The 20,521-nt window shown below is 43.3% G+C and carries 17 protein-coding genes; 7 read left to right on the plus strand and 10 right to left on the minus strand.

Annotated features, from left to right (window positions below; translation table 11 throughout):
• Positions 1-68: 68 nt before the first annotated feature.
• Positions 69-749, minus strand: coding sequence for an acireductone synthase (gene mtnC, locus H5185_RS14905; protein ID WP_182742487.1), 681 nt, complete (start codon positions 747-749; stop codon positions 69-71).
• A gap of 212 nt (positions 750-961) precedes the next feature.
• Here mtnC and H5185_RS14910 point away from each other — a divergent pair, with 212 nt between their 5' ends.
• Positions 962-2,155 (plus strand): alpha/beta hydrolase-fold protein, encoded by a 1,194-nt coding sequence (locus H5185_RS14910; protein ID WP_182742488.1) that lies wholly within the window; start codon positions 962-964, stop codon positions 2,153-2,155.
• A gap of 74 nt (positions 2,156-2,229) precedes the next feature.
• Here H5185_RS14910 and H5185_RS14915 read toward each other — a convergent pair whose 3' ends face one another.
• Positions 2,230-4,095: a DUF885 family protein gene (locus tag H5185_RS14915; protein ID WP_124016669.1), complete on the minus strand. Its 1,866-nt coding sequence runs from the start codon at positions 4,093-4,095 to the stop codon at positions 2,230-2,232.
• A gap of 180 nt (positions 4,096-4,275) precedes the next feature.
• Here H5185_RS14915 and H5185_RS14920 point away from each other — a divergent pair, with 180 nt between their 5' ends.
• Positions 4,276-4,515: a YdcH family protein gene (locus H5185_RS14920; RefSeq protein WP_182698208.1), complete on the plus strand. Its 240-nt coding sequence runs from the start codon at positions 4,276-4,278 to the stop codon at positions 4,513-4,515.
• A 494-nt stretch (positions 4,516-5,009) separates the two neighbouring features.
• On the opposite strand, the gene H5185_RS14925 is transcribed toward H5185_RS14920, so the two are convergent.
• Both H5185_RS14925 and hutI read right to left on the minus strand, forming a co-directional pair.
• On the minus strand, positions 5,010-6,671 hold the full coding sequence (locus H5185_RS14925) for an amidohydrolase (protein ID WP_182742489.1): 1,662 nt from the start codon (positions 6,669-6,671) through the stop codon (positions 5,010-5,012).
• A 226-nt stretch (positions 6,672-6,897) separates the two neighbouring features.
• The gene (gene hutI, locus H5185_RS14930; RefSeq protein ID WP_182742490.1) at positions 6,898-8,130 is read right to left on the minus strand and encodes an imidazolonepropionase; all 1,233 of its coding nucleotides are present in this window, start codon (positions 8,128-8,130) and stop codon (positions 6,898-6,900) included.
• Between the two features lie 134 nt (positions 8,131-8,264).
• On the opposite strand from hutI, the gene hutC reads away from it, so the two are divergent.
• From hutC to H5185_RS14950, 4 genes are all read left to right on the plus strand, one after another.
• Positions 8,265-8,972, plus strand: a complete 708-nt coding sequence (gene hutC, locus H5185_RS14935; RefSeq protein ID WP_124016673.1) for a histidine utilization repressor — start codon at positions 8,265-8,267, stop codon at positions 8,970-8,972.
• Between the two features lie 94 nt (positions 8,973-9,066).
• Positions 9,067-10,737 carry a urocanate hydratase gene (gene hutU, locus H5185_RS14940; RefSeq protein ID WP_182742491.1) on the plus strand — a complete coding sequence of 557 codons (1,671 nt, stop codon included), beginning with the start codon at positions 9,067-9,069 and terminating at the stop codon, positions 10,735-10,737.
• 3 nt (positions 10,738-10,740) lie between these two features.
• Positions 10,741-12,279 (plus strand): histidine ammonia-lyase, encoded by a 1,539-nt coding sequence (gene hutH / locus H5185_RS14945; protein WP_182742492.1) that lies wholly within the window; start codon positions 10,741-10,743, stop codon positions 12,277-12,279.
• Positions 12,280-12,632: 353 nt separating this feature from the next.
• Positions 12,633-13,877: a mechanosensitive ion channel domain-containing protein gene (locus H5185_RS14950; RefSeq protein ID WP_220487642.1), complete on the plus strand. Its 1,245-nt coding sequence runs from the start codon at positions 12,633-12,635 to the stop codon at positions 13,875-13,877.
• 259 nt (positions 13,878-14,136) lie between these two features.
• On the opposite strand, the gene H5185_RS14955 is transcribed toward H5185_RS14950, so the two are convergent.
• The 5 genes from H5185_RS14955 to H5185_RS14975 form a co-directional block, all read right to left on the minus strand.
• Positions 14,137-14,691, minus strand: coding sequence for a 1-acyl-sn-glycerol-3-phosphate acyltransferase (locus H5185_RS14955; RefSeq protein ID WP_182742493.1), 555 nt, complete (start codon positions 14,689-14,691; stop codon positions 14,137-14,139).
• A gap of 338 nt (positions 14,692-15,029) precedes the next feature.
• Complete coding sequence (locus H5185_RS14960) at positions 15,030-15,497, minus strand: DUF2489 domain-containing protein (RefSeq protein ID WP_124016678.1); 468 nt, start codon at positions 15,495-15,497, stop codon at positions 15,030-15,032.
• Positions 15,498-15,592: 95 nt separating this feature from the next.
• Complete coding sequence (gene yihI / locus H5185_RS14965; RefSeq protein WP_124016679.1) at positions 15,593-16,141, minus strand: Der GTPase-activating protein YihI; 549 nt, start codon at positions 16,139-16,141, stop codon at positions 15,593-15,595.
• A gap of 55 nt (positions 16,142-16,196) precedes the next feature.
• Entirely contained in the window at positions 16,197-16,859 is a 663-nt protein-coding gene (locus tag H5185_RS14970; RefSeq protein WP_124016680.1) for a methyltransferase domain-containing protein, read from the minus strand.
• Positions 16,860-17,696: 837 nt separating this feature from the next.
• The gene (locus H5185_RS14975; RefSeq protein ID WP_182698217.1) at positions 17,697-18,320 is read right to left on the minus strand and encodes a cytochrome c; all 624 of its coding nucleotides are present in this window, start codon (positions 18,318-18,320) and stop codon (positions 17,697-17,699) included.
• Positions 18,321-18,583: 263 nt separating this feature from the next.
• On the opposite strand from H5185_RS14975, the gene yihA reads away from it, so the two are divergent.
• Entirely contained in the window at positions 18,584-19,246 is a 663-nt protein-coding gene (gene yihA, locus H5185_RS14980; RefSeq protein ID WP_124016682.1) for a ribosome biogenesis GTP-binding protein YihA/YsxC, read from the plus strand.
• Between the two features lie 683 nt (positions 19,247-19,929).
• Here yihA and H5185_RS14985 read toward each other — a convergent pair.
• Positions 19,930-20,521 (minus strand): DNA polymerase (locus H5185_RS14985; RefSeq protein WP_259396227.1); only part of this gene is annotated, 592 nt, incomplete at its 5' end.

Raw genomic sequence — 20,521 nt, forward strand, 5'->3', positions numbered from 1 at the left:
GCAGCTGATAAGTTGCACATATAAAAAAACGACCCAAGAGGCCGTTTTTTATATGTGCTGCTAAAGTCTTAATCGAAGGTTAGCTCACTAAAGCTAGTTACTTTTTTACACTTAGCTTGACGTTGATCGGCAAAACGGATCATTTGGCAAGTCGTCATCCCCGCTGCTTCTGCAGCAACAAGCTCTTCTGCTACGTCTGACACAAATAAGATCTGCTTTGGCTTCAAGCTGATGGTATTGCAAATATTGCAGTAGGCTTGTTTGTCTAACTTATTGCCTGTTCGGGTATCAAAGTGACCATTGAACGAACCGGTTAAATCGCCTGCTTCGGTGTGGCTGAATAACAGTTTTTGTGCTTCGACAGAGCCAGAAGAGAAGCTGTAAATACGAATGCCTTTCTCTTTAATGCGCTCAATGCTCTCGATAAAGTCTGGATAAATATGGCCAGTAAACTCAACGCGGTTATAACCCTGTTTCCAGATTAATCCCTGCAGGGTTTTCAGTGGCGTAAGTTTGCGATCTTCGTCGATCCATTGCTGTAAAATCTCGATGACTCGTTCAAGTGACGCATCGGGTTCTAAGGCGATATCTTTAACATCGCTAATACAATAATCAACGAGTACGTTATGTTGGTTTTGCTCAAGAAAATCAGCCATAGCCTTTCTTGAGTAAGGAAATAACACATCCTGAATAAAGTTAAGATCGGTAGTGGTACCGGCGGTATCAACGATAATAGCTCTAATGCTCATAAGACTTGTTACTCCAAAACAATAATTAACTTAATGAAGATCCTATGCTTTATTGGGGATTAAGGCTAGTGCTATTCATCACTTTGCCCCTGTATTCGCTGATTTTGAGTGCAAGGTGTGAGCTAAGTTTAGATAACGCTAAATTGCCTTGAGTGATGCGGTCTGGTAGCTTCAGGTATAACTTTATGCTCGAGTTTTACAAGGAAGGCACCATGCTTACAACAGGGACAAAACGTTATTTCAAATGGCCGCTCATTTGGATTAACCGTATAACGAGATACACGCTATTACTGAGTTTTTTCTCCATAGGCGCGGTGTCTGCCACTGAGGTATTGCCGCAACTTAACACTGAAACCCTGAGTGTCAGTTCCACTCTATTTAGTGACCCAGCTGACTTTGTGGTGACCTTGCCAAACGGTTATACCAAGCAAACCGATAAGCGTTATGTGGTGTTATTTGACTTACATCCACGTAGCCATTTGTATTTGTCGGGAATGCACGATTGGATGAGCCATAATGGCGGATGGCCGTGGTTAGAGACTATCATTGTCACCGCGCCAGATGGTCATCAAGGGCTAGGCAAGTTGAAAAAGCAGGCCATTGAACAACGAGGCGACCAAGCTTTACTGGATTTTTTTGAGCAAGACTTATTGCCAGCGATAGATAAACGTTATCGTACCAATGGCTTTCGTATTTTTAATGGTTTTACTGGCAATGCGGGTTTAGTGCTATATAGCCTCATCAATCGTCCTAGTCTGTTTAATGCGTATATTGCTGCCAGTCCGGTACTTTCTAAAGAGTTTGCCTACGTGTTAAGCGATGCGCCCAAAAAGCTGCAAAGCATGAAAAACCAGGCGCGATTTTTATTCGTGAGCACCAGCGACAGCGACTTTGAGCAAAGGCAGCTCGACTCGTTTGCGACGCTTGAAAATATTATTCAGACCCATGCCAATAGCAAATTGAATTATCAAATAAAGCGCTTTGATGGCAGCTATTATATGACTCAACCTATTTTGGCGACGGCATTGGGTATTGAGATGATATTTAATGATGTGCATAGCGTATTAGCGGCAGACTCTGAGGTGTCACAACAAGGTACTAAGGCCATTCTAGCCTATTACAAGCACCTTTCAGATGACGTTTATGGCTTTGATGTACCTGCGATTGATTCGCTGCTAGCGTTGGCTGATAGTTTACCTCCGGAGCAAGCCATTAGTGTATATCAAGACACGATTAACGCTTACCCAAAAGCTGACTCCGCTTATCATTCGTTAGCCAGTGTTTATGCAGCAGCAGGTGACATTGACCAAGCAATCGCTTTTGAAAAACAAGCGCTCGCCAATACTGATCATCCGTTTTATCAAAGTAAATACACTCAGCAATTAGCTGAATATCAAGCGCAGTAAAATTAACTCTGGTGAGTTTATTACAGTAAAATACGGGGCGAGATTTCGCCCCGTATTTTTGATTGCGTTATTGTTTACGCAGCAGTCTCAAGCCACTGATTGATTTTCTGTTCCATTAAATCCAACGGTAATGCACCATTTTCTAAAAGACGATCATGAAACACTTTAATATCGAACTTATCACCTAAAACTTGTTTGGCTTTTTCGCGAAGTTCGATAATTTTTAGCTCACCTAGTTTATAACCCAGTGCTTGCCCCGGCCATACTGTGTAACGTTCAATCTCAGCTGTCGCTTCAGATTGATGAATACCTTCAGTCGCTACCGCGTAATCAATGGCTTTTTCACGGCTCCAACCTTTGGCGTGCATGCCCGTATCAACCACTAAACGTACTGCACGATGTAGCTCAGATTGTAAGCGACCAATATTATCAATTGGGTCATTAGCATAAATACCCATTTCGGCAGCTAGGCGTTCAGCGTACAAGGCCCAGCCTTCACCAGCCGCATTGGAGTAAAATACGGTACTCAACAGGGGCAATTCATCAGACAAGCCAATAATGGTTTGTAAATGATGACCTGGATTGGTTTCGTGGTAGGTCAAGGTTTGTAATGAATAAGATGGCAGTGATGCTGTATCATACAAGCTGATCCAGAACGTGCCTTTGCGTGAACCATCTTGCGATGGAGCATCATAAAATGCACCGCTAGTTGAAGCCGCACGACTATCTGGTACCGCTTCAATGGCCACATCTTGGTCAGGTAAACGGCCAAACCAGTCTGGTAATTTGGCATCAACTAAGGCTAAGTCGGCATCAATATCGGCCATTAGTTGTTGCTTACCTTCTGGCGTATTTGGGTAAAGATATTGTGGGTCGTTGAGCAATACTTGCATGCGCTCACCTACAGTACCGTCAACATAACCCACCTCTTTAAGTAGTCCGTCCATTTCGAGAGTAATCCGTGCCACTTCGGCCAAACCGAGTTGATGAATGTCATCGGCGGTTTTAGTTGAGTTACCTAAATGTTGGATAAGTGTCTGATATAGCTTAGCCCCTTGAGGCAAACGACCAATGCCAGCTTCATGGGTTGCTTTTGGACGCACGGCTTCTAACGCATTGATTAGTTGGCGAGTTGCGGCATAGTATTTAGTTTCAACCAGTTCAGCGGCAGAGCTGATTAACGCATCACTACCCGCAACCTTTGCAGTATTAAGTTTAGCGCCAAAACTGGTAACTAAAGGATGCATGTTAGCCGGGCTGCTGATTTGTGCCTGTAACCCTCGTAAGGTGTTATCAATAACAAAATCGGGGGGAATGACGCCTATATCGGCATCATGGTTAAGCTTATCGACAAGCGTGCCCATTGCTGCAGGGTACATGCTTAAACGGTTTAAATAGGCGTTCGCTTCATCGGTATTGGTTACGGCAAATTTGTCTTCCATATAACCCGGAAATTCAATTTGTAAACCCGATAGGTGGTTGACGGAGTAGGGTAAAAACCACACACCATATTCGCCTAATACTGTGCCATAATTCACTGTTTGAGCCGGCAGCAATGCGCCTTTTACTTCCGATTTTATCGCGCTCAAGCTTATTTTCTCTGAATCGCTAAGGCTTGAGGTATCAATACTGTTCAGTTGACTCAGTATTGCCTTAAGGCCTTTTCGACGGTGAGTTTCACCAGATGGGCTGTAGTCGGTGAGTTTAGACATCACTTTGGCGTTGATACTGGCATCGCTCACGCCATAGTAAGTGGCAATTTCTGGTCTAAGTAAAAAGTAATCTCTCGTGATCGACTCTACTTGTTGTTTAAGGCTTAGCTTGGTCGCTGAGTTACCTGTTTGGTCGCTGGCTGTTTTTGAGTTGTTATTAGCTGTGCTGGGATCAGAGCAAGCGGTGGCAAGCAGACTTATAATAATGGCAGGGATAATTTTTTTCATTGATTACTCATTACGTTAATAGTGGCATTCAAGTACGAATATGAGCATATCCTAACAGTTATGAGGCTTAAGCTGTTGCAGTTTTATGTGCGACCTATTGAAAAATAACGCTGTCAGTTTGACGATGAGGTATAAATATGGTCTAACATTATTGAACATTGACATGAAATGGAGAAGTATATGTTAGGTGAAAGCCATGCGTTATTAGTTGATTTTCCTGAGTATCAAGACAAGATTTTGATGTTAACCGCCACTGATACTGAGTTTGCAGAAGATGCAAAGCAGTATCATAATTTAGATACTGAAATTCGTAAGCTGGAGTTACGCAACTCTCCAACAAGTGATGACTTTATGCATCAAGCCAAGCTTGACCGAACCGTGCTCAAAGACAAGCTTTACCTGCAGTTTACGCAAGCTTAATTCGTTTATTCGGCATTTTTGGCTATGTCACCATTTAGGTTGTGATGACATGGTCAATTTTTGCTGCCATACCAGACAATTAAATTAGGCATAAAATTGCTGGTTATTGTTTGATTCTTATCATGTTAGGTTGCCATTCTGTACCGTTGTAGCGGCGTTAAAACGCCATAGGAGTCGATTGAACTCACTTATAGAGACATTGATAGAATTGAGTTGTATTGCTTAAAACCTGAGGTTTGTTCTTCTCGGGAAGAGCTTGGACGACTATTGGCTGATGATTTTTTAGAAATTCCAAGTACAGGTGCGCCTTTATCCAAAACAGGGATGTTTTGGCTAAGCCCACACGGATGTGCTTGCGGCGTCTCGCTTAATCATCTGCACTGAGCCTGCGGCTGGCAATTAGTCACAGTGAAGTGACGACTCAAGTTAAGCCAAGCCAGTACCAAGTCGTTTAGGCGCAGTAACTTACTACGCTAAACGGCGTCCCAAATCATTTACTCTTTTGCAAATACCTGACGGCCGTTGACCCAGGTGGCGATGACGTTGTTTTGCCAAATCTGTTGTGGGTCAATTTTAAAATAATCATCTTCGACTAAGATAAAATCTGCTTTTTTACCGGGTTCTAATGAACCTAATAATTGCTCTTGGTGGCCCGCGTAGGCGGCGTCGATGGTGAAGCTTTTGAGTGCTTCGATGCGTGATAGTTTTTCGCTAGAGAGCCAGCCGTCGAGTGGCTGGTTAACATGATCTTGGCGGGTAACTGATGCATGTAATCCAAAAAATGGGTTAGGTGACTCGATGGGAAAGTCTGAACCGTTGGCGATAACGGCATTGGCGTTTAACAGTTTTCGCCATGCATAAGCGCCGGCTAGACGGGCTTTACCTAAACGATTTTCGGCCATGTTTTTATCGCTGGTAGCGTGGGTTGCTTGAATTGAGGCGATAACCCCAAGTTGGGCAAAGCGCGGTATATCGGCTAAATCGAGAATTTGTGCGTGTTCAATGCGGTGGCGTAATGCTTTAGAGTCTGTGGCTGCAATCGCGGTTTGGTATTTATCGAGTACGACTTGATTGGCATTATCGCCAATGGCGTGGGTGTTGACCTGAAATCCCGCTTTCATCGACTGTAAAATTAGTTTGCCTAATTGCTCGTCTGAGTAAAGCATTAAGCCTTTATGGCCAGGTTGATCTGAGTATTCTTTGATTAACGCAGCGCCGCGACTGCCCAGTGCGCCATCGGCTGATATTTTAACGCTGTCGACTTTAAACATATCGTCAGCCGTGGTGATGAATCCTTGTTTTAATATAGTGTCAAAGCGTGGGTCTTCTACCGACAGCATGCCATTGACTCGAATGCTCATGGCTTTTTTATCGGCTAATTGCTGATAGGCTTTGATGTTAGCAATGCTAATGCCAGCATCGTGAACGCTGGTGAGTCCGTAAGAGGCAAGGCTGTTCATCGCTAGCGTTAAAGTGGATTCAAGTTGCTGCTGGTTAAGGTCTGGAATGATGTTAAACACTAAGTTCATTGCATTGTCGATAAGTACGCCAGTTGGATTACCTTGCTCATCTTTAACAATTTCCCCGCCTTCTGGCGCGACTGTGTTGGCGGAAATACCGGCTAGGGCTAGGGCTTTGCTATTCACCCAAATAGCATGGCCATCTACCCGACCAAATGACACTGGGTTAGCGCTAAAGGCTTTATCTAGGCTTTCTTTGCTGGGAAATTGCTTACTGTCCCATAATTCTTGATTCCAACCGCGACCCATCAGCCAGCCATCGGTGGGATTTTTTTTACTGAATGCTTGAGCTCGCGCAACTGCATCTTGCTCGCTACTGGTATTGGTCAAATCAGCAGTGAGTAGGCTCAAGCCGTAATTCAGTACATGACCATGGGCGTCGATTAATCCAGGCAGTAGCGTTTTACCTTGTCCATCAATTAAGGTGATATCCGTCGCCGTGGGTAAGGTGTGATTTTGGCTAAATAACTGATCAATTTTATCATCGGTAAATTGAATCGCATTAAAGGTTTGCAGTTTGCCGTCAACGAGAGTGTAGCCATTAACGTGATGCACCAGTGTGGTTTGCGCCATGCTGTTAGCGCTAAAACCTGCAAAACCCAATGCTATCGATAGCGCTAAATACCCTTTTTTCATCTTGTTATCCCTTGTCATACGACCATTTAATCAGCACCCATTAAATGTTAATTAATCGTTAATGGCAAGAGGCGTAATGGGGTGATGGGATGTCGATTAGCGTTTTATGTGTTTAACTCCTTTGTCTAAGGATTTGTAAATCAGCTTAACGGCCAATTCTGATTAGACGTTAAGCTGTTGTCATGGCGGATGACTAAATCACAGTAACTGACTGGTTACTGCACGATTAATGCGGTAGGGCAATTACCTGACCTTTTTTGACCACGGTTTTGCACGGATTAACCCCGTATGCGTAAGCCAATTGTGCTGGTGTGGTGATGTCCCACAAACAAAAATCGGCTTGTTTACCGATGCTAATACTGCCGACATTATTATCGATACCCAGCGCTTTTGCTGCATTAATGGTCACACCTTGTAAGGCTTCTTCTGGGGTTAATCTAAATAGCGTACAGGCCATATTGAGCATTAATAAGGTTGAGCAAATAGGCGATGACCCCGGATTAAAATCGCTGGCAATCACCATAGGTACCTTGTATTGGCGCAATAATTCAATTGGCGGTAATTGGGTTTCGCGTAAAAAGTAAAATGCCCCTGGTAACAAGGTTGCGCAGGTACCGCTTTCACTAATGGCTTTAACGCCAGCTTCGTCTAAAAACTCAATATGATCGACTGATTTAGCCCCAAGCTTGGCGGCTAAGGCGCTACCGCCCATGTTGGTTAATTGCTCGGCATGCAATTTTATCTGTAATCCTGCTTGTTTCGCTGCGGTTAATACTCGCTCCGTTTGCTCAAGACTAAAGGCGATATTTTCACAAAAGACATCCACAGCATCAGCAAGGTTTTCAGCGATTACCGCGGGGAGCATGTCATTGATGACGAGGTCGATATACGCATCGGCATTATCTTTATATTCTGGCGGGATAGCATGGGCGCCTAAAAAGGTGGTGCAGACGTCAATATGATGATGCTCGCCGAGTTCACGCGCTACGCGAAGTAATTTAAGTTCGGTTTCGGTGTTTAAGCCATAGCCTGATTTAATTTCAACTGTGGTGACGCCTTCTCTGGCTAGGGCGTTTAAGCGTTGTCGGCCCAGTTCAAAGAGCTCGGCTTCATCGGCATCACGACACGCATTAACCGTTGAGATAATACCGCCACCTGCGCGAGCGATTTCGGCGTAAGTCGCACCTTGTAAACGCTGTTCAAATTCGTGGGCACGATTACCGGCAAAGACTAAGTGGGTGTGTGCATCAATGAGCCCCGGCGTGATCCAGCCGCCTTTGCCTCTGTAAACAGGTGTTGCCAGTACATCAAACTCAGGTAGTTCACTGCGCGGGCCAACCCAAGCAATTTTACCGTCTTTTACTGCAATGGCCGCTTGATGTATTACGCCGTAAGCCCCTTGGATATTGGTATCCATGGTGGCCACGTTTACATCAATCCACACTTGATCCCACGACATAACATCCCCTCAAAATCGGTTTATAACTGTTTGCTAAACAATACTTGTTTTAGCTTGTATATACAAGGTAGGATGAGTGATGTGTTTTTAAACAGCAATGGCATTATTGTCTAAAAAACCTGAGAGCTGCTGATATGGTCCAAGCAAAGTTTGCCCAAATAAAACAATTCATTTTGAGCCGTATTGAAACGGGCGAATGGCAAGAAAACGATCGAGTGCCGTCTGAAAATCAGTTAACTGAATTATTTGCCTGTAGCCGCATGACAGCAAGGCGGGCGTTAACTGAGCTGGTGGACTCGGGCGTGTTAGAGCGCACTCAAGGGGTTGGCACGTTTGTGGCGGGATTAAAGTCGCAATCGTCACTGTTGGCTATTCGTAATATTGCCGACGAGATAAAAGATCGCGGCCATGGCTATAGCGTTCAACAGCTGGAACTAAAACAAATAGATGCCTCAACAGCGGTGGCAAATGCGTTAGGACTTGAAGTCGGCAGCCCAGTATTTTATTCAGTATTAGTGCATTGCGAGCAAGGCTTACCACTGCAAGTTGAAGAGCGTTATGTGAATCCACTACTTGTACCTAATTACCTACAACAAGATTTTAACTTACATACACCCCATGAATATTTATCGGCGGTGGCGCCACTGACAGAGGCTAAACATACCGTTGAAGCCATTATGGCTAATGAGCTGTTGCAGCAACGTTTAGCCATTACGGCGAGTGAACCCTGTTTACAAATTTTACGTCGTACTTGGTCACGCCAAGGTGTGGTCAGTTTTGCTCGCTTAGTTCACCCGGGCAGCAAGTTTAAACTGGGTGGTCATTTAACGTTTGCGCGTTAAATAGTGATATCGAAAATGAAAACCTTAAGACATTAATCATAAACAACAAGACCAATAAAAAACCAAACCGAATTAATCGGTTGAAGAGGATAATATGGACAAACGACATGATCCAAGCCGTCGCATTATTGCCCCGCACGGTACTCAATTACAGTGTAAAAGCTGGTTAACTGAAGCGGCAATGCGGATGTTAATGAATAACCTCCACCCAGATGTAGCCGAGCGCCCAGAAGACCTAGTGGTTTATGGCGGTATTGGCCGAGCTGCGCGTGACTGGCAAAGTTACGACAAGATTATTGAGGTGCTAAAACGCCTTGAAGACGATCAAACCTTATTGGTGCAGTCTGGTAAACCTGTTGGGGTGTTTACCACTCATAGCAATGCGCCCCGCGTGATTATTGCTAATTCAAACCTAGTGCCACATTGGGCTAACTGGGAGCACTTTAATGAACTGGATAAAAAAGGTTTGGCTATGTATGGCCAAATGACCGCCGGTTCGTGGATTTACATTGGTTCCCAAGGCATTGTTCAAGGCACCTACGAAACCTTTGTCGCCATGGCAAAACAGCATTTTAATGGCTCGTCAGCTGGCAAGTGGATTTTAACTGGCGGTTTAGGCGGCATGGGCGGCGCGCAACCATTGGCTGGTACTATGGCGGGTTATTCAGTATTAACCTGTGAAGTCGATGAAAGCCGTATCGATTTTCGCATGCGCACAGGTTACGTCGACAAAAAAGCCACTTCATTAGATCAAGCATTAGCGATGATTTATGAAGCAAACCAAAGCGACAAGCCTGTTTCGGTGGGTTTATTAGCGAATGCCGCCGATGTGTTTACTGAGTTAGTGACTCGCGGCATTGTGCCTGATGTGGTCACTGACCAAACCTCAGCTCACGACCCATTAAACGGCTATTTACCTCAAGGCTGGACCTTAGAGCACGCAGCGCAAATGCGTAAAACTGACGAAGCGGCAGTGGTTAAAGCGGCTAAGCAGTCAATGGCCGTTCAAGTTAAAGCTATGTTGGCATTACAAGCTGCCGGTGCGGCAACCACGGATTACGGTAATAATATTCGTCAAATGGCCTTTGAAGAAGGTGTGACGAATGCGTTCGACTTCCCTGGGTTTGTGCCTGCGTATGTGCGGCCATTATTTTGTGAAGGCATTGGACCATTCCGTTGGGTCGCCTTGTCTGGCGATCCGCAAGATATCTATAAGACAGATGCCAAAGTCAAAGAGCTGATCCCTGATAATTCGCAGTTACACAATTGGCTCGACATGGCGCGTGAGCGTATTGCATTTCAAGGTCTGCCGGCACGTATCTGTTGGGTTGGCTTAAAAGATCGTGCCCGCTTAGCGCTAGCCTTTAATGAAATGGTCAAAAATGGTGAGTTATCCGCACCGATTGTCATTGGTCGTGATCACTTAGATTCTGGCTCAGTTGCCAGTCCAAACCGTGAAACCGAAGCCATGCTCGACGGTTCTGATGCGGTATCGGATTGGCCATTAATGAATGCTTTACTCAATACGGCCAGTGGTGCGACTTGGGTATCATTACATCATGGCGGCGGCGTAGGCATGGGCTTTAGTCAGCACTCTGGGGTGGTGATTGTTGCCGATGGTACCGATGAGGCTGCGGTAAGATTAGGCCGAGTATTATGGAACGACCCCGCTACTGGGGTAATGCGTCATGCAGATGCTGGCTATGACATTGCAAAAAATTGTGCCAAAGAGCAAGGCTTAGACCTGCCAATGTTAGGAGCATAACCCATGTCGACTTATTCATTTGAACTTATTCCAGGTACGTTAACCCTGGCACAAACCCGTGCGATCAGCCGCAATGATGTCAAGCTGACTCTTGCTACTGCAGCGATTGAAGACATTAAGCAAAGTGCTGAAATTGTTCAGCAGGTGCTCCGCGAAGGCCGAACTGTTTACGGCATCAATACAGGCTTTGGTTTATTAGCCAATACTAAAATTGCCCCTGAAGACCTGCAATTACTGCAACGCTCTATTGTGCTGTCTCATGCCGCAGGTATTGGCAAATACATGCAAGATGCCACTGTGCGCCTAATGATGGTATTGAAAATTAACTCATTAAGTCGCGGTTTTTCGGGCATTCGTTTAGAAGTGATTGAGTTTTTAATCCAGCTAATCAATGCCGGTGTGTATCCATGTGTGCCTGAAAAGGGCTCGGTTGGTGCATCAGGTGATTTAGCGCCACTCGCACACATGTGTTTGCCGTTATTAGGCGAAGGCGAAATGAGTTATCAAGGCCAGATCATTAGCGCTAAAGAAGGCTTAGACATCGCAGGATTACACCCCATAGAATTAGCCGCTAAAGAAGGTTTAGCGCTTCTCAATGGTACTCAAGCATCTACAGCGCTAGCGCTTGAAGGGTTATTTAATGCCGAAGACTTGTTTGCAGCCAGTTCAGTGATTGGTGCTATGAGTGTTGAAGCGGCTATGGGCAGTCGTAGCCCATTTGATATACGCATTCATGCTGCGCGTGGTCAAAAAGGCCAAATTGATTCGGCCGCTATTTTCCGTCATCTGTTAAGCAATGAGTCAGAAATTAGCTTAAGCCATACCAATTGCGAAAAAGTACAAGATCCCTATTCACTGCGTTGTCAGCCGCAAGTGTTAGGTGCCTGTTTAACCCAAATACGTCAAGCTGCAGAAGTGCTTGGGGCTGAAGCTAACGGTGTTACCGACAATCCACTGGTGTTCCAAGACACTGGCGATATTATTTCGGGCGGTAATTTTCATGCGGAACCTGTAGCAATGGCGGCAGATAATCTTGCTATTGCGATTGCTGAAATGGGTTCAATTTCCGAGCGTAGAATGGCTTTACTAATTGATTCTAGCTTATCTAAGTTGCCGCCATTTTTAGTGGATAACGGCGGGGTGAATTCTGGTTTTATGATTGCTCAGGTGACTGCGGCAGCGTTAGCGTCTGAGAACAAAACCTATGCTCACCCAGCCTCGGTAGACAGCTTACCCACATCGGCTAACCAAGAAGATCATGTGTCGATGGCCACCTTTGCAGCACGGCGCTTACGCTACATGAGCGAAAATACCCGTGGTGTATTAGCCATTGAATTGTTAGCTGCTGCACAAGGACTCGACTTTAGAACGCCTTTGCAACCAAGTACAGCAGTGGCAATGGCCAAAGCCGAACTGCGTGACATCGTCACGTTTTATGATAAAGACCGTTATTTTTCACCTGATATCGAGAACTCGGTCGATTTGTTATCGAGTGCAAGCTTTAACAGGCTGCTGCCACAGGGTATGTTACCGAGCTTTTAGTGATGCCACTGATCATTAGCATAAGATATTGATCAATAATCCAATAAAGGGCCGTAAGGTCCTTTTTTATTGCCTTTCTTGTTCAAGGCTAAGCTAATTTTTGTTTAATCTTTCATAGGTATACTGGCACTATTTATCACTGCTAACATAGCCGTGACTTACATTTATATTGAGCGTGTTACTGATCTTGTCGAGGTTTCGTTAACGTTCTGCATCAACACAATGCATAATGTCATATTGATAAGCCTGTGAATGCTTTATCATTTTTTACGCGATTTAATTTAAGTCTCTTTATTGAGTAAAGAGAACGTCTTGCTAAGGATTTTTTTGTGAATATAGATGTACGAGTTGAAATGGCGGCCTGGTTAACCCGCTTAGGCATTAATAGCCAACCATCGGATGGTGTTGCCACATCAATATTAGTTCTTGCTTGTTTGCTAGTGGCAGGTATCAGTTACTACATTACCCACAGATTTGTTGTTCATGGTGTGAATGCCGTGATCCGTCGCTCCTCGGTGACTTGGGACGATATTTTTATGCGCTTTTTTGTATTTGAGCGCCTCGCTATTTTGGTACCGATTTTAATCCTCGATTTATTAATGCCTATTTTAGTGACTGAGCACCCGTTAATCAGTGCCATTATCGACCGTTCTCTTAGCGCTTTGTTGGTGTTCTTTATTATTCGCGCAATATATAGCGGCTTAAATGCCATCGATGAAATTGCTGATGTTAATCATGTGAATCGCCGTTTACCGGTAAAAAGCTTTGTTCAGCTAACCAAATTATTCCTGTTTTTTATTGGGTTAATTGTCGCATTTGCCATTTTAGCCGACCAGTCGCCTATTTATTTTTTTAGTGGCTTAGGTGTGGCAACTGGTTTGGTAATGCTAGTGTTTCGCGACACTATTTTGGGTTTTGTTGCCGGAATTCAGTTAGCGGCTAATCGCATGGTGAGTAAAGGCGATTGGATCCAAATGGATAAGTATGCTGCAGACGGCGCAGTTGAAGACGTCACATTAACCACAGTCAAAGTCCGCAACTGGGACAATACCATTACCATGATCCCAGCCTATGCATTAGTGTCTGATGCATTTAAGAACTGGCGCGGCATGTCTGAGTCTGGTGGTCGACGGATTAAGCGTTCAATCAACATCGATGTAAATAGTATTCAATTTTTAACTGATGAAGAACGTCTACGCCTAGGTAAGGTGAATTATTTAAAAGAATACTTACCACAAATATTTACTGAAATCAGTGTCGCTAATGCTAACGTAAGTGATATTGAAATGAAGGTGAACGGTCGTCATCTAACCAATATCGGAACATTCAGAGCATACTTACAAGAATATTTGCGCCGTCATGAAAAAATACATAAAGACATGACATTGATGGTTAGGCAGCTTGCGCCAACGACTGAAGGCTTACCCATCGAGTTGTATATTTTTACCAATGACATTCGATGGACCTATTACGAAGCCATTCAGGCCGATATTTTTGACCACATTTTTGCCGTGTTACCCGAGTTTGGTTTACGTGCGTTTCAAAATCCGACAGGAACCGATATTCGCAGCATAAAGCAACATACCGAACAAGATTGATAAGCGGTCAGATAATGGATCTCTGAGTCGTTAAATCACCGATACGACTCCTTATATCAGGGCTGTGCCCGTGCAAGCCAGTTGGTTAAATAATCTCAATAGGCAAGTTCGGGCAATAAGTCACCACAGCCATAGTGTGTCGACAGGTCTGAGCATAATGATAGGCTTGTGCTTACTGAAGGTTAAGTGACTCAGCGTATAAACAAGGACAGTGGGTTAAAGGTTATTTCTACATTGGCTAAGCAGTAGCATATCGCCACTATTTTTGTTGATAGTCAGGAATTACTTTTGGGTGCACACCCTTGATTGAACGATAGAAATCCATTAACTGGTTTATTTCCGCTTCAATCTCTCCGCTCGGCTTTAAGGGCTTGGCAATCACAATGGCCTTTCGGCCAAAATCTAATCCTATTGGCACAATATCAACATTGGCTTTGGCTGCTATATGATAAAAACCACTTTTCCAACGTGTTACAGGGCTGCGGGTACCTTCTGGTGCTAAGGCTAGTTTATAAAGCGGATCTTGTTGGAATAACAGTACGACGCCATCAACTAACTTATTGTATTTGCTTCTATTGACTGGACTGCCGCCCATGGCGCGAAACATCCACCCCCAAGGTGGAATAAACAGCTGATGTTTGCCCAAAAAGTGGATTTTAGTGCCTAACGCACTGCGAGCGATAATACCGATAATGAAATCCCAGTTACTCGTATGTGGGCCAACAATGATGACGCACGGCCTGGTTTTATCCAGTTGGCCATCTATTTTCCAACCAAGTATTGTGAGTAATCCAGAGCAAAGTGAGCTGAACATGGCGTCATTCCAATCATTGAGCTTTATTAAGCTTTTTGTTTTATGGTATTGACTCATCAAAGCCTGTGCCGAGAATCGGAGTCAAACATGTTTTCTAGCTATTTCGACGTGTCAGTGTATCTGATCTCATATCAGCATAGTCGATCATCATGGTCATTTGATGCTTGAATCTGACTTAAAATAATCGCTGGCATGAGACTATGTTAGGCATGGGCTGAAATGCTCATCAGGCAAATTTGTGCCTCAAGAGTGTGCTTATTCTCCCTAGGGAATATCGCTTAGCAGAGCACACCTGCATGCTAAGCGTGTAGCATCAACTTATTCTTAAGCGGGATGTGTTAGTGAGTGCTTGGTTTGCTAAATTCTGCAATGCGTTTTGCCTCGTCTAGGATGGCTTGTTCTAATTCTGCTTCTGACTTCATCCGTTCCAAATCTAATTTCATTCGCTGTTGCTTTGGTAAAGCTGTGCGAGCTTCCATAATAGGGTGGTTTCTAATCAGCTCATAATGGCTAAACAGCTTAGGGAAGTCGGCGACAACTTGTTCCGACATGGATAAGGCATCAAATAATTTGCCAATGCGCATAACGCCTTCAGACAACTCACAGCGATCTTCTAACATTGCAGCAGCAATATAGCGGATATCGGTCAGAATCTGCTGTCTGCGCTCTTCGGCTTTAGCCTTACGCTCTGACTGTGCGAGTTGATTAGCTTGGGTGCGACGCTTAAGCGTTATCAGTAAGTATGTTGCGTAAGTTGCAAGGGCAATAATGATGAGTAATGCAATAACGATGGCGGTTGTAGACACAATTTATCCTTTTCTGAATACAAAACTGGCGCCATATGCGCCAGTTTTCTGATATCAAACCAAGAAATAGCTTGGTATTACTTTCATCGAGCAGACTAGTCTTTCTGCTGATAATCTTTAAGCAGATCCGCACCTGATTCAAAACGATTCAATAGGTCATCGTCGCTCAGTTGCTTTTTAGGGCTTTCCATTGGCGTATCATCACCATCAGTAAGACCTAAACTTAACATCAGTTGCTCAATTCTGTCTAATTGAGCGTCCAACCACTTTTGGTCTGCGTCAGATAAATCACGACCTTCTTCAAGTTGGTCGAGTAACTGATTTAATCTTGGATCGTCTTCGAGTTTCAATAACTTTTGCTCGTCAGTTAGCTTAGGCTGTTTAGGCTTAACCACTAAAGGCTTGGTAATTGATGTTGGTAATATTAATGCGACCGGCTTTTTACTGCCATGGCGTGCATCTTTATTTTTAACCGTTGCATTATCCGCGGCTTGTTTAAGCAACGTTTCATTATGACGGCTGCCTGATTTACGGCCGGTTTCTGACTTTTTACCATCGACCGCATTACGATCGACTTTTTTTACTCTTGGGGCAAACTTAGCGCCGTTTTCGCCGCCTTTGCGAGTTTTTTTACTGCGAGCCATGATGTTCTCGTTAGGTTTTCTAAACACGTCCTTGCAGATCAATTTCTACAAGACACTAAATAAGGATGCGCTTTATATCAGATTTTGATGATTTTTGCATCAAAACCAGATCTTTCAATGCAAATAATAGCTCAAAATCACTATTCAATGCTAAATATTCAAATGTAGAGTGCTGATAAAAGCTTACATGAGTTGGATTGTTTTTGTAATGCCATTTGGCAAAATGGTCTTTATCAGTCAGTAAGGGAGTGCTTATTGCTAACCAGCCACCCGGTTTAATCAATTGATTGAGTAAGAGCCATTCTCGGTGAGGATGACGAAAGTGTTCAAAGACTCGATAACAGCACACAAAATCATAACGCTGTTGCAGCACTGACTGATCAGCAGCAAAAAAAGGATCGTACTCATTAACAATATGGCCGGCATCAGCGATAGATTGTCTACTGTGCTCGTCAAGTAAGCGGCCAAAATTGAGGCCTGTTAATGTACCGGTTTGTTGCTGAGATATTTGATCTAACAGTGGCAGAATAAATTGCGATAATGGCTTCTGTTTCGATGACTTTTGCGATCGACCATAGCGCTGCTTCTCAAGATCGGGCATCAGATGAGATTTTGGGTTAGCAAAGACTAAACCACATTGTTCGCAGCTGTAGAACGCTCTTTTTTTGTCTTGAACAAAAAATTCAGCAATATGATTACAAAGCGGACATACATTCATCAAATACAGCAGCACCTAAGTATTGACTTGATAAACGATTATATAGCGAATGCGGTTAATTAAAAGTAAGCATTTGAAATCAAGTCGATATTAATGCTTTTTAGGCATAAAAAAAGGTGGCAGTATAAACTGCCACCTCGTAAAACAGTGCTTAATGCACTTTATTCTGATTCCAAGTATCCGTACTTGCTATGTGACTGTCCCGGTCAGATCTTTATTTATTCTGCTTTCCATGCCGTTTTTAGTTGTTATTGGTCATCAATGACGCTTTTTTATATTCTGTTGCCGTCCTGACTACAGCTTCCGTAGATGGTCTTCAATGACGCATCATTATCCTAATTGTCTTCAATGACATTAGTTAACCATCCTTGTTGCTTTGTACCTTCGAGCGATAAAGCTTCCAGTGTGCATCCTCAGCTATAAGCTTTGTCAGCTATTATTTGAATCTTCAAATAATACTCTGGGTTATCAGTCACTCTGTTGTGTAAGGCAGTGCTAAACAGCATATCGACCAATCGGTCTGTTCCTTACAAATTTTACGACCAGTATTTCAAGATGAAATATCGACTCATGTAGTTATTATTAGTGAGCGGTCTTAAATTATTATTATTATAAATTAGCTTTATTCTTATATCTTAAATGTATCAGTCCGAAACCTGCTTGATGTTATTAGATTTATATTACAAACAGCTGGGTTTACCTCGGTACGGGGTGTATTTAACGCTAAAACAACGAACACTGTCAAGTAAAAATCAGTGAAGTTGACGTAAACGTAAACTTTAGGCGGTAAAAAATGGGCTCAAAAGCCCATTCTTTATTAGCGAATATTCAGTGGTATTAATGCTTAATACTTGAAATATATTTAGATAATGCTTCGATATCAGCATCAGATAATTTTTTCGCTACATCTTGCATCATGCCATTTAAATCGTTGTGACGAAGTCCATCACGGAATTGTGTTAGCTGAATTTTGATATAGTTAGCATGTTGACCGCCAACCATAGGGAAACCTGCAGCAGAGGCGCCTTTACCTTCCGGTCCATGACAAGCAACACATGCGGTAATTCCACGAGCGGTATCACCGCCTTTATACAGTTTTTCACCAGCAGCAGGTACATCGGCAACATTTGAGGCCGCTTGTACTTGGCTAGAGAAGTATGCTGAAAGGTCTGCAATGTCTTCATCACTGAGTCCCATAGCAAAGCCGATCATAATTGGGTTCATACGACCCTCAGCACCGCCGGTTTTCGCAGCTAACCGAAATTCAGTCAATTGTTTTTCAAGGTATGCAGGATGTTGACCTGCTAATTTAGGATACATATCAATCATACTATTGCCGTCAGCACCGTGACAGGCAGAACATACGATTGCTTTAGTTTTGCCTACTTCAGCATTACCTTCAGCCATAACTGATGATGACATAGCGGCTACTACAGACAGCGCAAGAGCTAACTTTTTCATGGCGTTCCAACTTCTAGTTAATTTATTGTCCTGAGCTTACTAGGAAGACCCGCAAGCGTGGTAAAATGTTTTTCCAAGCGCTTTGATGTAGTTTACGATGCTCGTTAAGAGTGAGATCATTTTTGACTACATCACACATATCAGCTTTGCTTGGGTATATAATGTGATCTGCCTAATATTTTACACGAAAATGTGCAAAAGTAAGCAATTGTTAAAAATTTATGGTAACGCGTTTACTAGAAGTAATTTAATTGGAGTTAAGAGTGACAGAATCTCGTATCGATTTCCGTAGGGCTAAGTTTTTAATCAGTGCGCCTGATATTGCGCATTTAGATCAGTATCTTCCTGGGGATATCGGGGTTGAGATTGCGTTTGCTGGACGCTCTAATGCCGGTAAATCCAGTGCGTTAAACGCACTTACTGAACAAAAAAGTTTAGCTCGAACCAGTAAAACCCCTGGTCGTACCCAACTGATTAACGTGTTTCAGTTAGATGATGATCGTCGTTTAGTCGATTTACCGGGTTATGGTTTTGCCCAAGTTCCTTTAGCGTTAAAAAATAAATGGCAAGAGGCGCTTGGCGAGTATTTGCAAAAACGAGCTTGTTTAAGCGGCGTGGTGGTGTTGATGGATATTCGTCATCCATTGAAAGATCTTGATATGCAAATGATTGAGTGGGCCGTGATCAGTAATATTCCGGTGTTAGCATTGTTAACCAAATCGGATAAATTGACCCAAAGTGTCAAAATGAAAACAGTTAATGATGTCCGAGCTGCCCTAAAAGATTTTGGTGATAAAGTACAAGTGGAGACGCTGTCATCGCTAAAAGGCACGGGTAAACCTAAAGTGCTAAGTATTCTAAATGATTGGTGTCATCCCCAATGGTTAGCGGAACAGAAGGCCGAGCAAGCTTCAGAGTCTGAGTAACAATAGCATGATGTAATTGATTACCAACAGCACGAAAAGCCGACAACCAAGTCGGTTTTTTATGTGTTTGATATGAGAATGGTGATTTTCAAGCAAAAAAAAACCGATAACCAAACGGTCATCGGTACAAAAAAATTAGCTCTTTTGGGGAGAAGCTAAATTCAACAAGACTCAAGTGCCATCAACTCAATTTGATGACTCTCAATAACCATACAATAACCTTTTTTTAACCAACATTAAAGTATTTACTCTAAATATTTTTGCGGTGAAAAAAAATCAAAAAAAAGCCCCAGCAACCTGAGTTGCTGGGGCGCCGAATTTGGCTAGTCACTACTGCTAGTGAAATAAAGGTTTGAAAGATTGAACATCTTAACCTCTGTACCCTACAACGAATATAATACCGTATCCGCCTTAAAATGAAAAACTGTTTTTCATATAAAGATACAATAACTGTGAGTTTGGCAACAAATTAATGCAGCTTTGTTAACTGTGTCGACGAAAATGTTGTGTTTATTAGGTCGATTTGGGTTGTAGGTTATGCGCTCAAGGTCAACAGATGTTGAAAAGCGTAGCCGCTGAAACATTTGGGCAATAAAAATGCCGTATTCCAATGAATACGGCATTTTATGCTTTAGCAACTTAGGTTATTTATCTTATGCAATGCAAACCTATCAAACTACGATTTAGTGGGCTTCATCCCAATTGTCGCCAATACCTGCCTCTGCTAACAAGGTCACATCTAATGATGCTGCTTGTGCCATTAAATCGCACACTTTAGTTTTGAGTGTTTCTGCTTGAGCTTCATCCACTTCAAACACTAATTCATCGTGTACTTGCATGATCAGGGTAATTTCACCTTGAGTATCTTGGTTAATCCACTGGTGGATAGCAATCATGGCTTTTTTGATTATGTCTGCTGCAGTCCCTTGCATGGGAGCATTAATCGCTGCTCGCTCAGCGGCTTGGCGGCGCATGGCATTGCGATCGTTGATTTCAGGTAAATATAAACGACGGCCAAATAAGGTCGAAACATAACCCAATTCAGCAGCAATGGCGCGGGTTTCTTCCATATACTTAAGCACACCAGGATAGCGAGCAAAATACGTGTCTATGTAGGTTTGTGCTTCGTTGCGTGGAATATCTAATTGCTTAGCTAAACCAAATGCAGACATGCCATAAATTAAACCAAAGTTAACCGCTTTGGCGCGGCGACGTTGCTCGGTCGTGACTTCTTCAAAGTGCACCCCAAATACTTCGGCTGCAGTGGCTTTATGA

The sequence above is a fragment of the Shewanella sp. SG44-6 genome, assembly GCF_014164185.1.
GTDB lineage: Bacteria > Pseudomonadota > Gammaproteobacteria > Enterobacterales > Shewanellaceae > Shewanella > Shewanella vesiculosa.

Bases quoted from the DNA above. Each gene is read 5' to 3' on its own strand.
- mtnC (WP_182742487.1), bottom strand. From the start codon at position 749: ATGAGCATTAGAGCTATTATCGTTGATACCGCCGGTACCACTACCGAT.
- H5185_RS14910 (WP_182742488.1), top strand. From the start codon at position 962: ATGCTTACAACAGGGACAAAACGTTATTTCAAATGGCCGCTCATTTGG.
- H5185_RS14915 (WP_124016669.1), bottom strand. From the start codon at position 4,095: ATGAAAAAAATTATCCCTGCCATTATTATAAGTCTGCTTGCCACCGCT.
- H5185_RS14920 (WP_182698208.1), top strand. From the start codon at position 4,276: ATGTTAGGTGAAAGCCATGCGTTATTAGTTGATTTTCCTGAGTATCAA.
- H5185_RS14925 (WP_182742489.1), bottom strand. From the start codon at position 6,671: ATGAAAAAAGGGTATTTAGCGCTATCGATAGCATTGGGTTTTGCAGGT.
- hutI (WP_182742490.1), bottom strand. From the start codon at position 8,130: ATGTCGTGGGATCAAGTGTGGATTGATGTAAACGTGGCCACCATGGAT.
- hutC (WP_124016673.1), top strand. From the start codon at position 8,265: ATGGTCCAAGCAAAGTTTGCCCAAATAAAACAATTCATTTTGAGCCGT.
- hutU (WP_182742491.1), top strand. From the start codon at position 9,067: ATGGACAAACGACATGATCCAAGCCGTCGCATTATTGCCCCGCACGGT.
- hutH (WP_182742492.1), top strand. From the start codon at position 10,741: ATGTCGACTTATTCATTTGAACTTATTCCAGGTACGTTAACCCTGGCA.
- H5185_RS14950 (WP_220487642.1), top strand. From the start codon at position 12,633: ATGGCGGCCTGGTTAACCCGCTTAGGCATTAATAGCCAACCATCGGAT.
- H5185_RS14955 (WP_182742493.1), bottom strand. From the start codon at position 14,691: ATGTTCAGCTCACTTTGCTCTGGATTACTCACAATACTTGGTTGGAAA.
- yihI (WP_124016679.1), bottom strand. From the start codon at position 16,141: ATGGCTCGCAGTAAAAAAACTCGCAAAGGCGGCGAAAACGGCGCTAAG.
- H5185_RS14970 (WP_124016680.1), bottom strand. From the start codon at position 16,859: ATGAATGTATGTCCGCTTTGTAATCATATTGCTGAATTTTTTGTTCAA.
- H5185_RS14975 (WP_182698217.1), bottom strand. From the start codon at position 18,320: ATGAAAAAGTTAGCTCTTGCGCTGTCTGTAGTAGCCGCTATGTCATCA.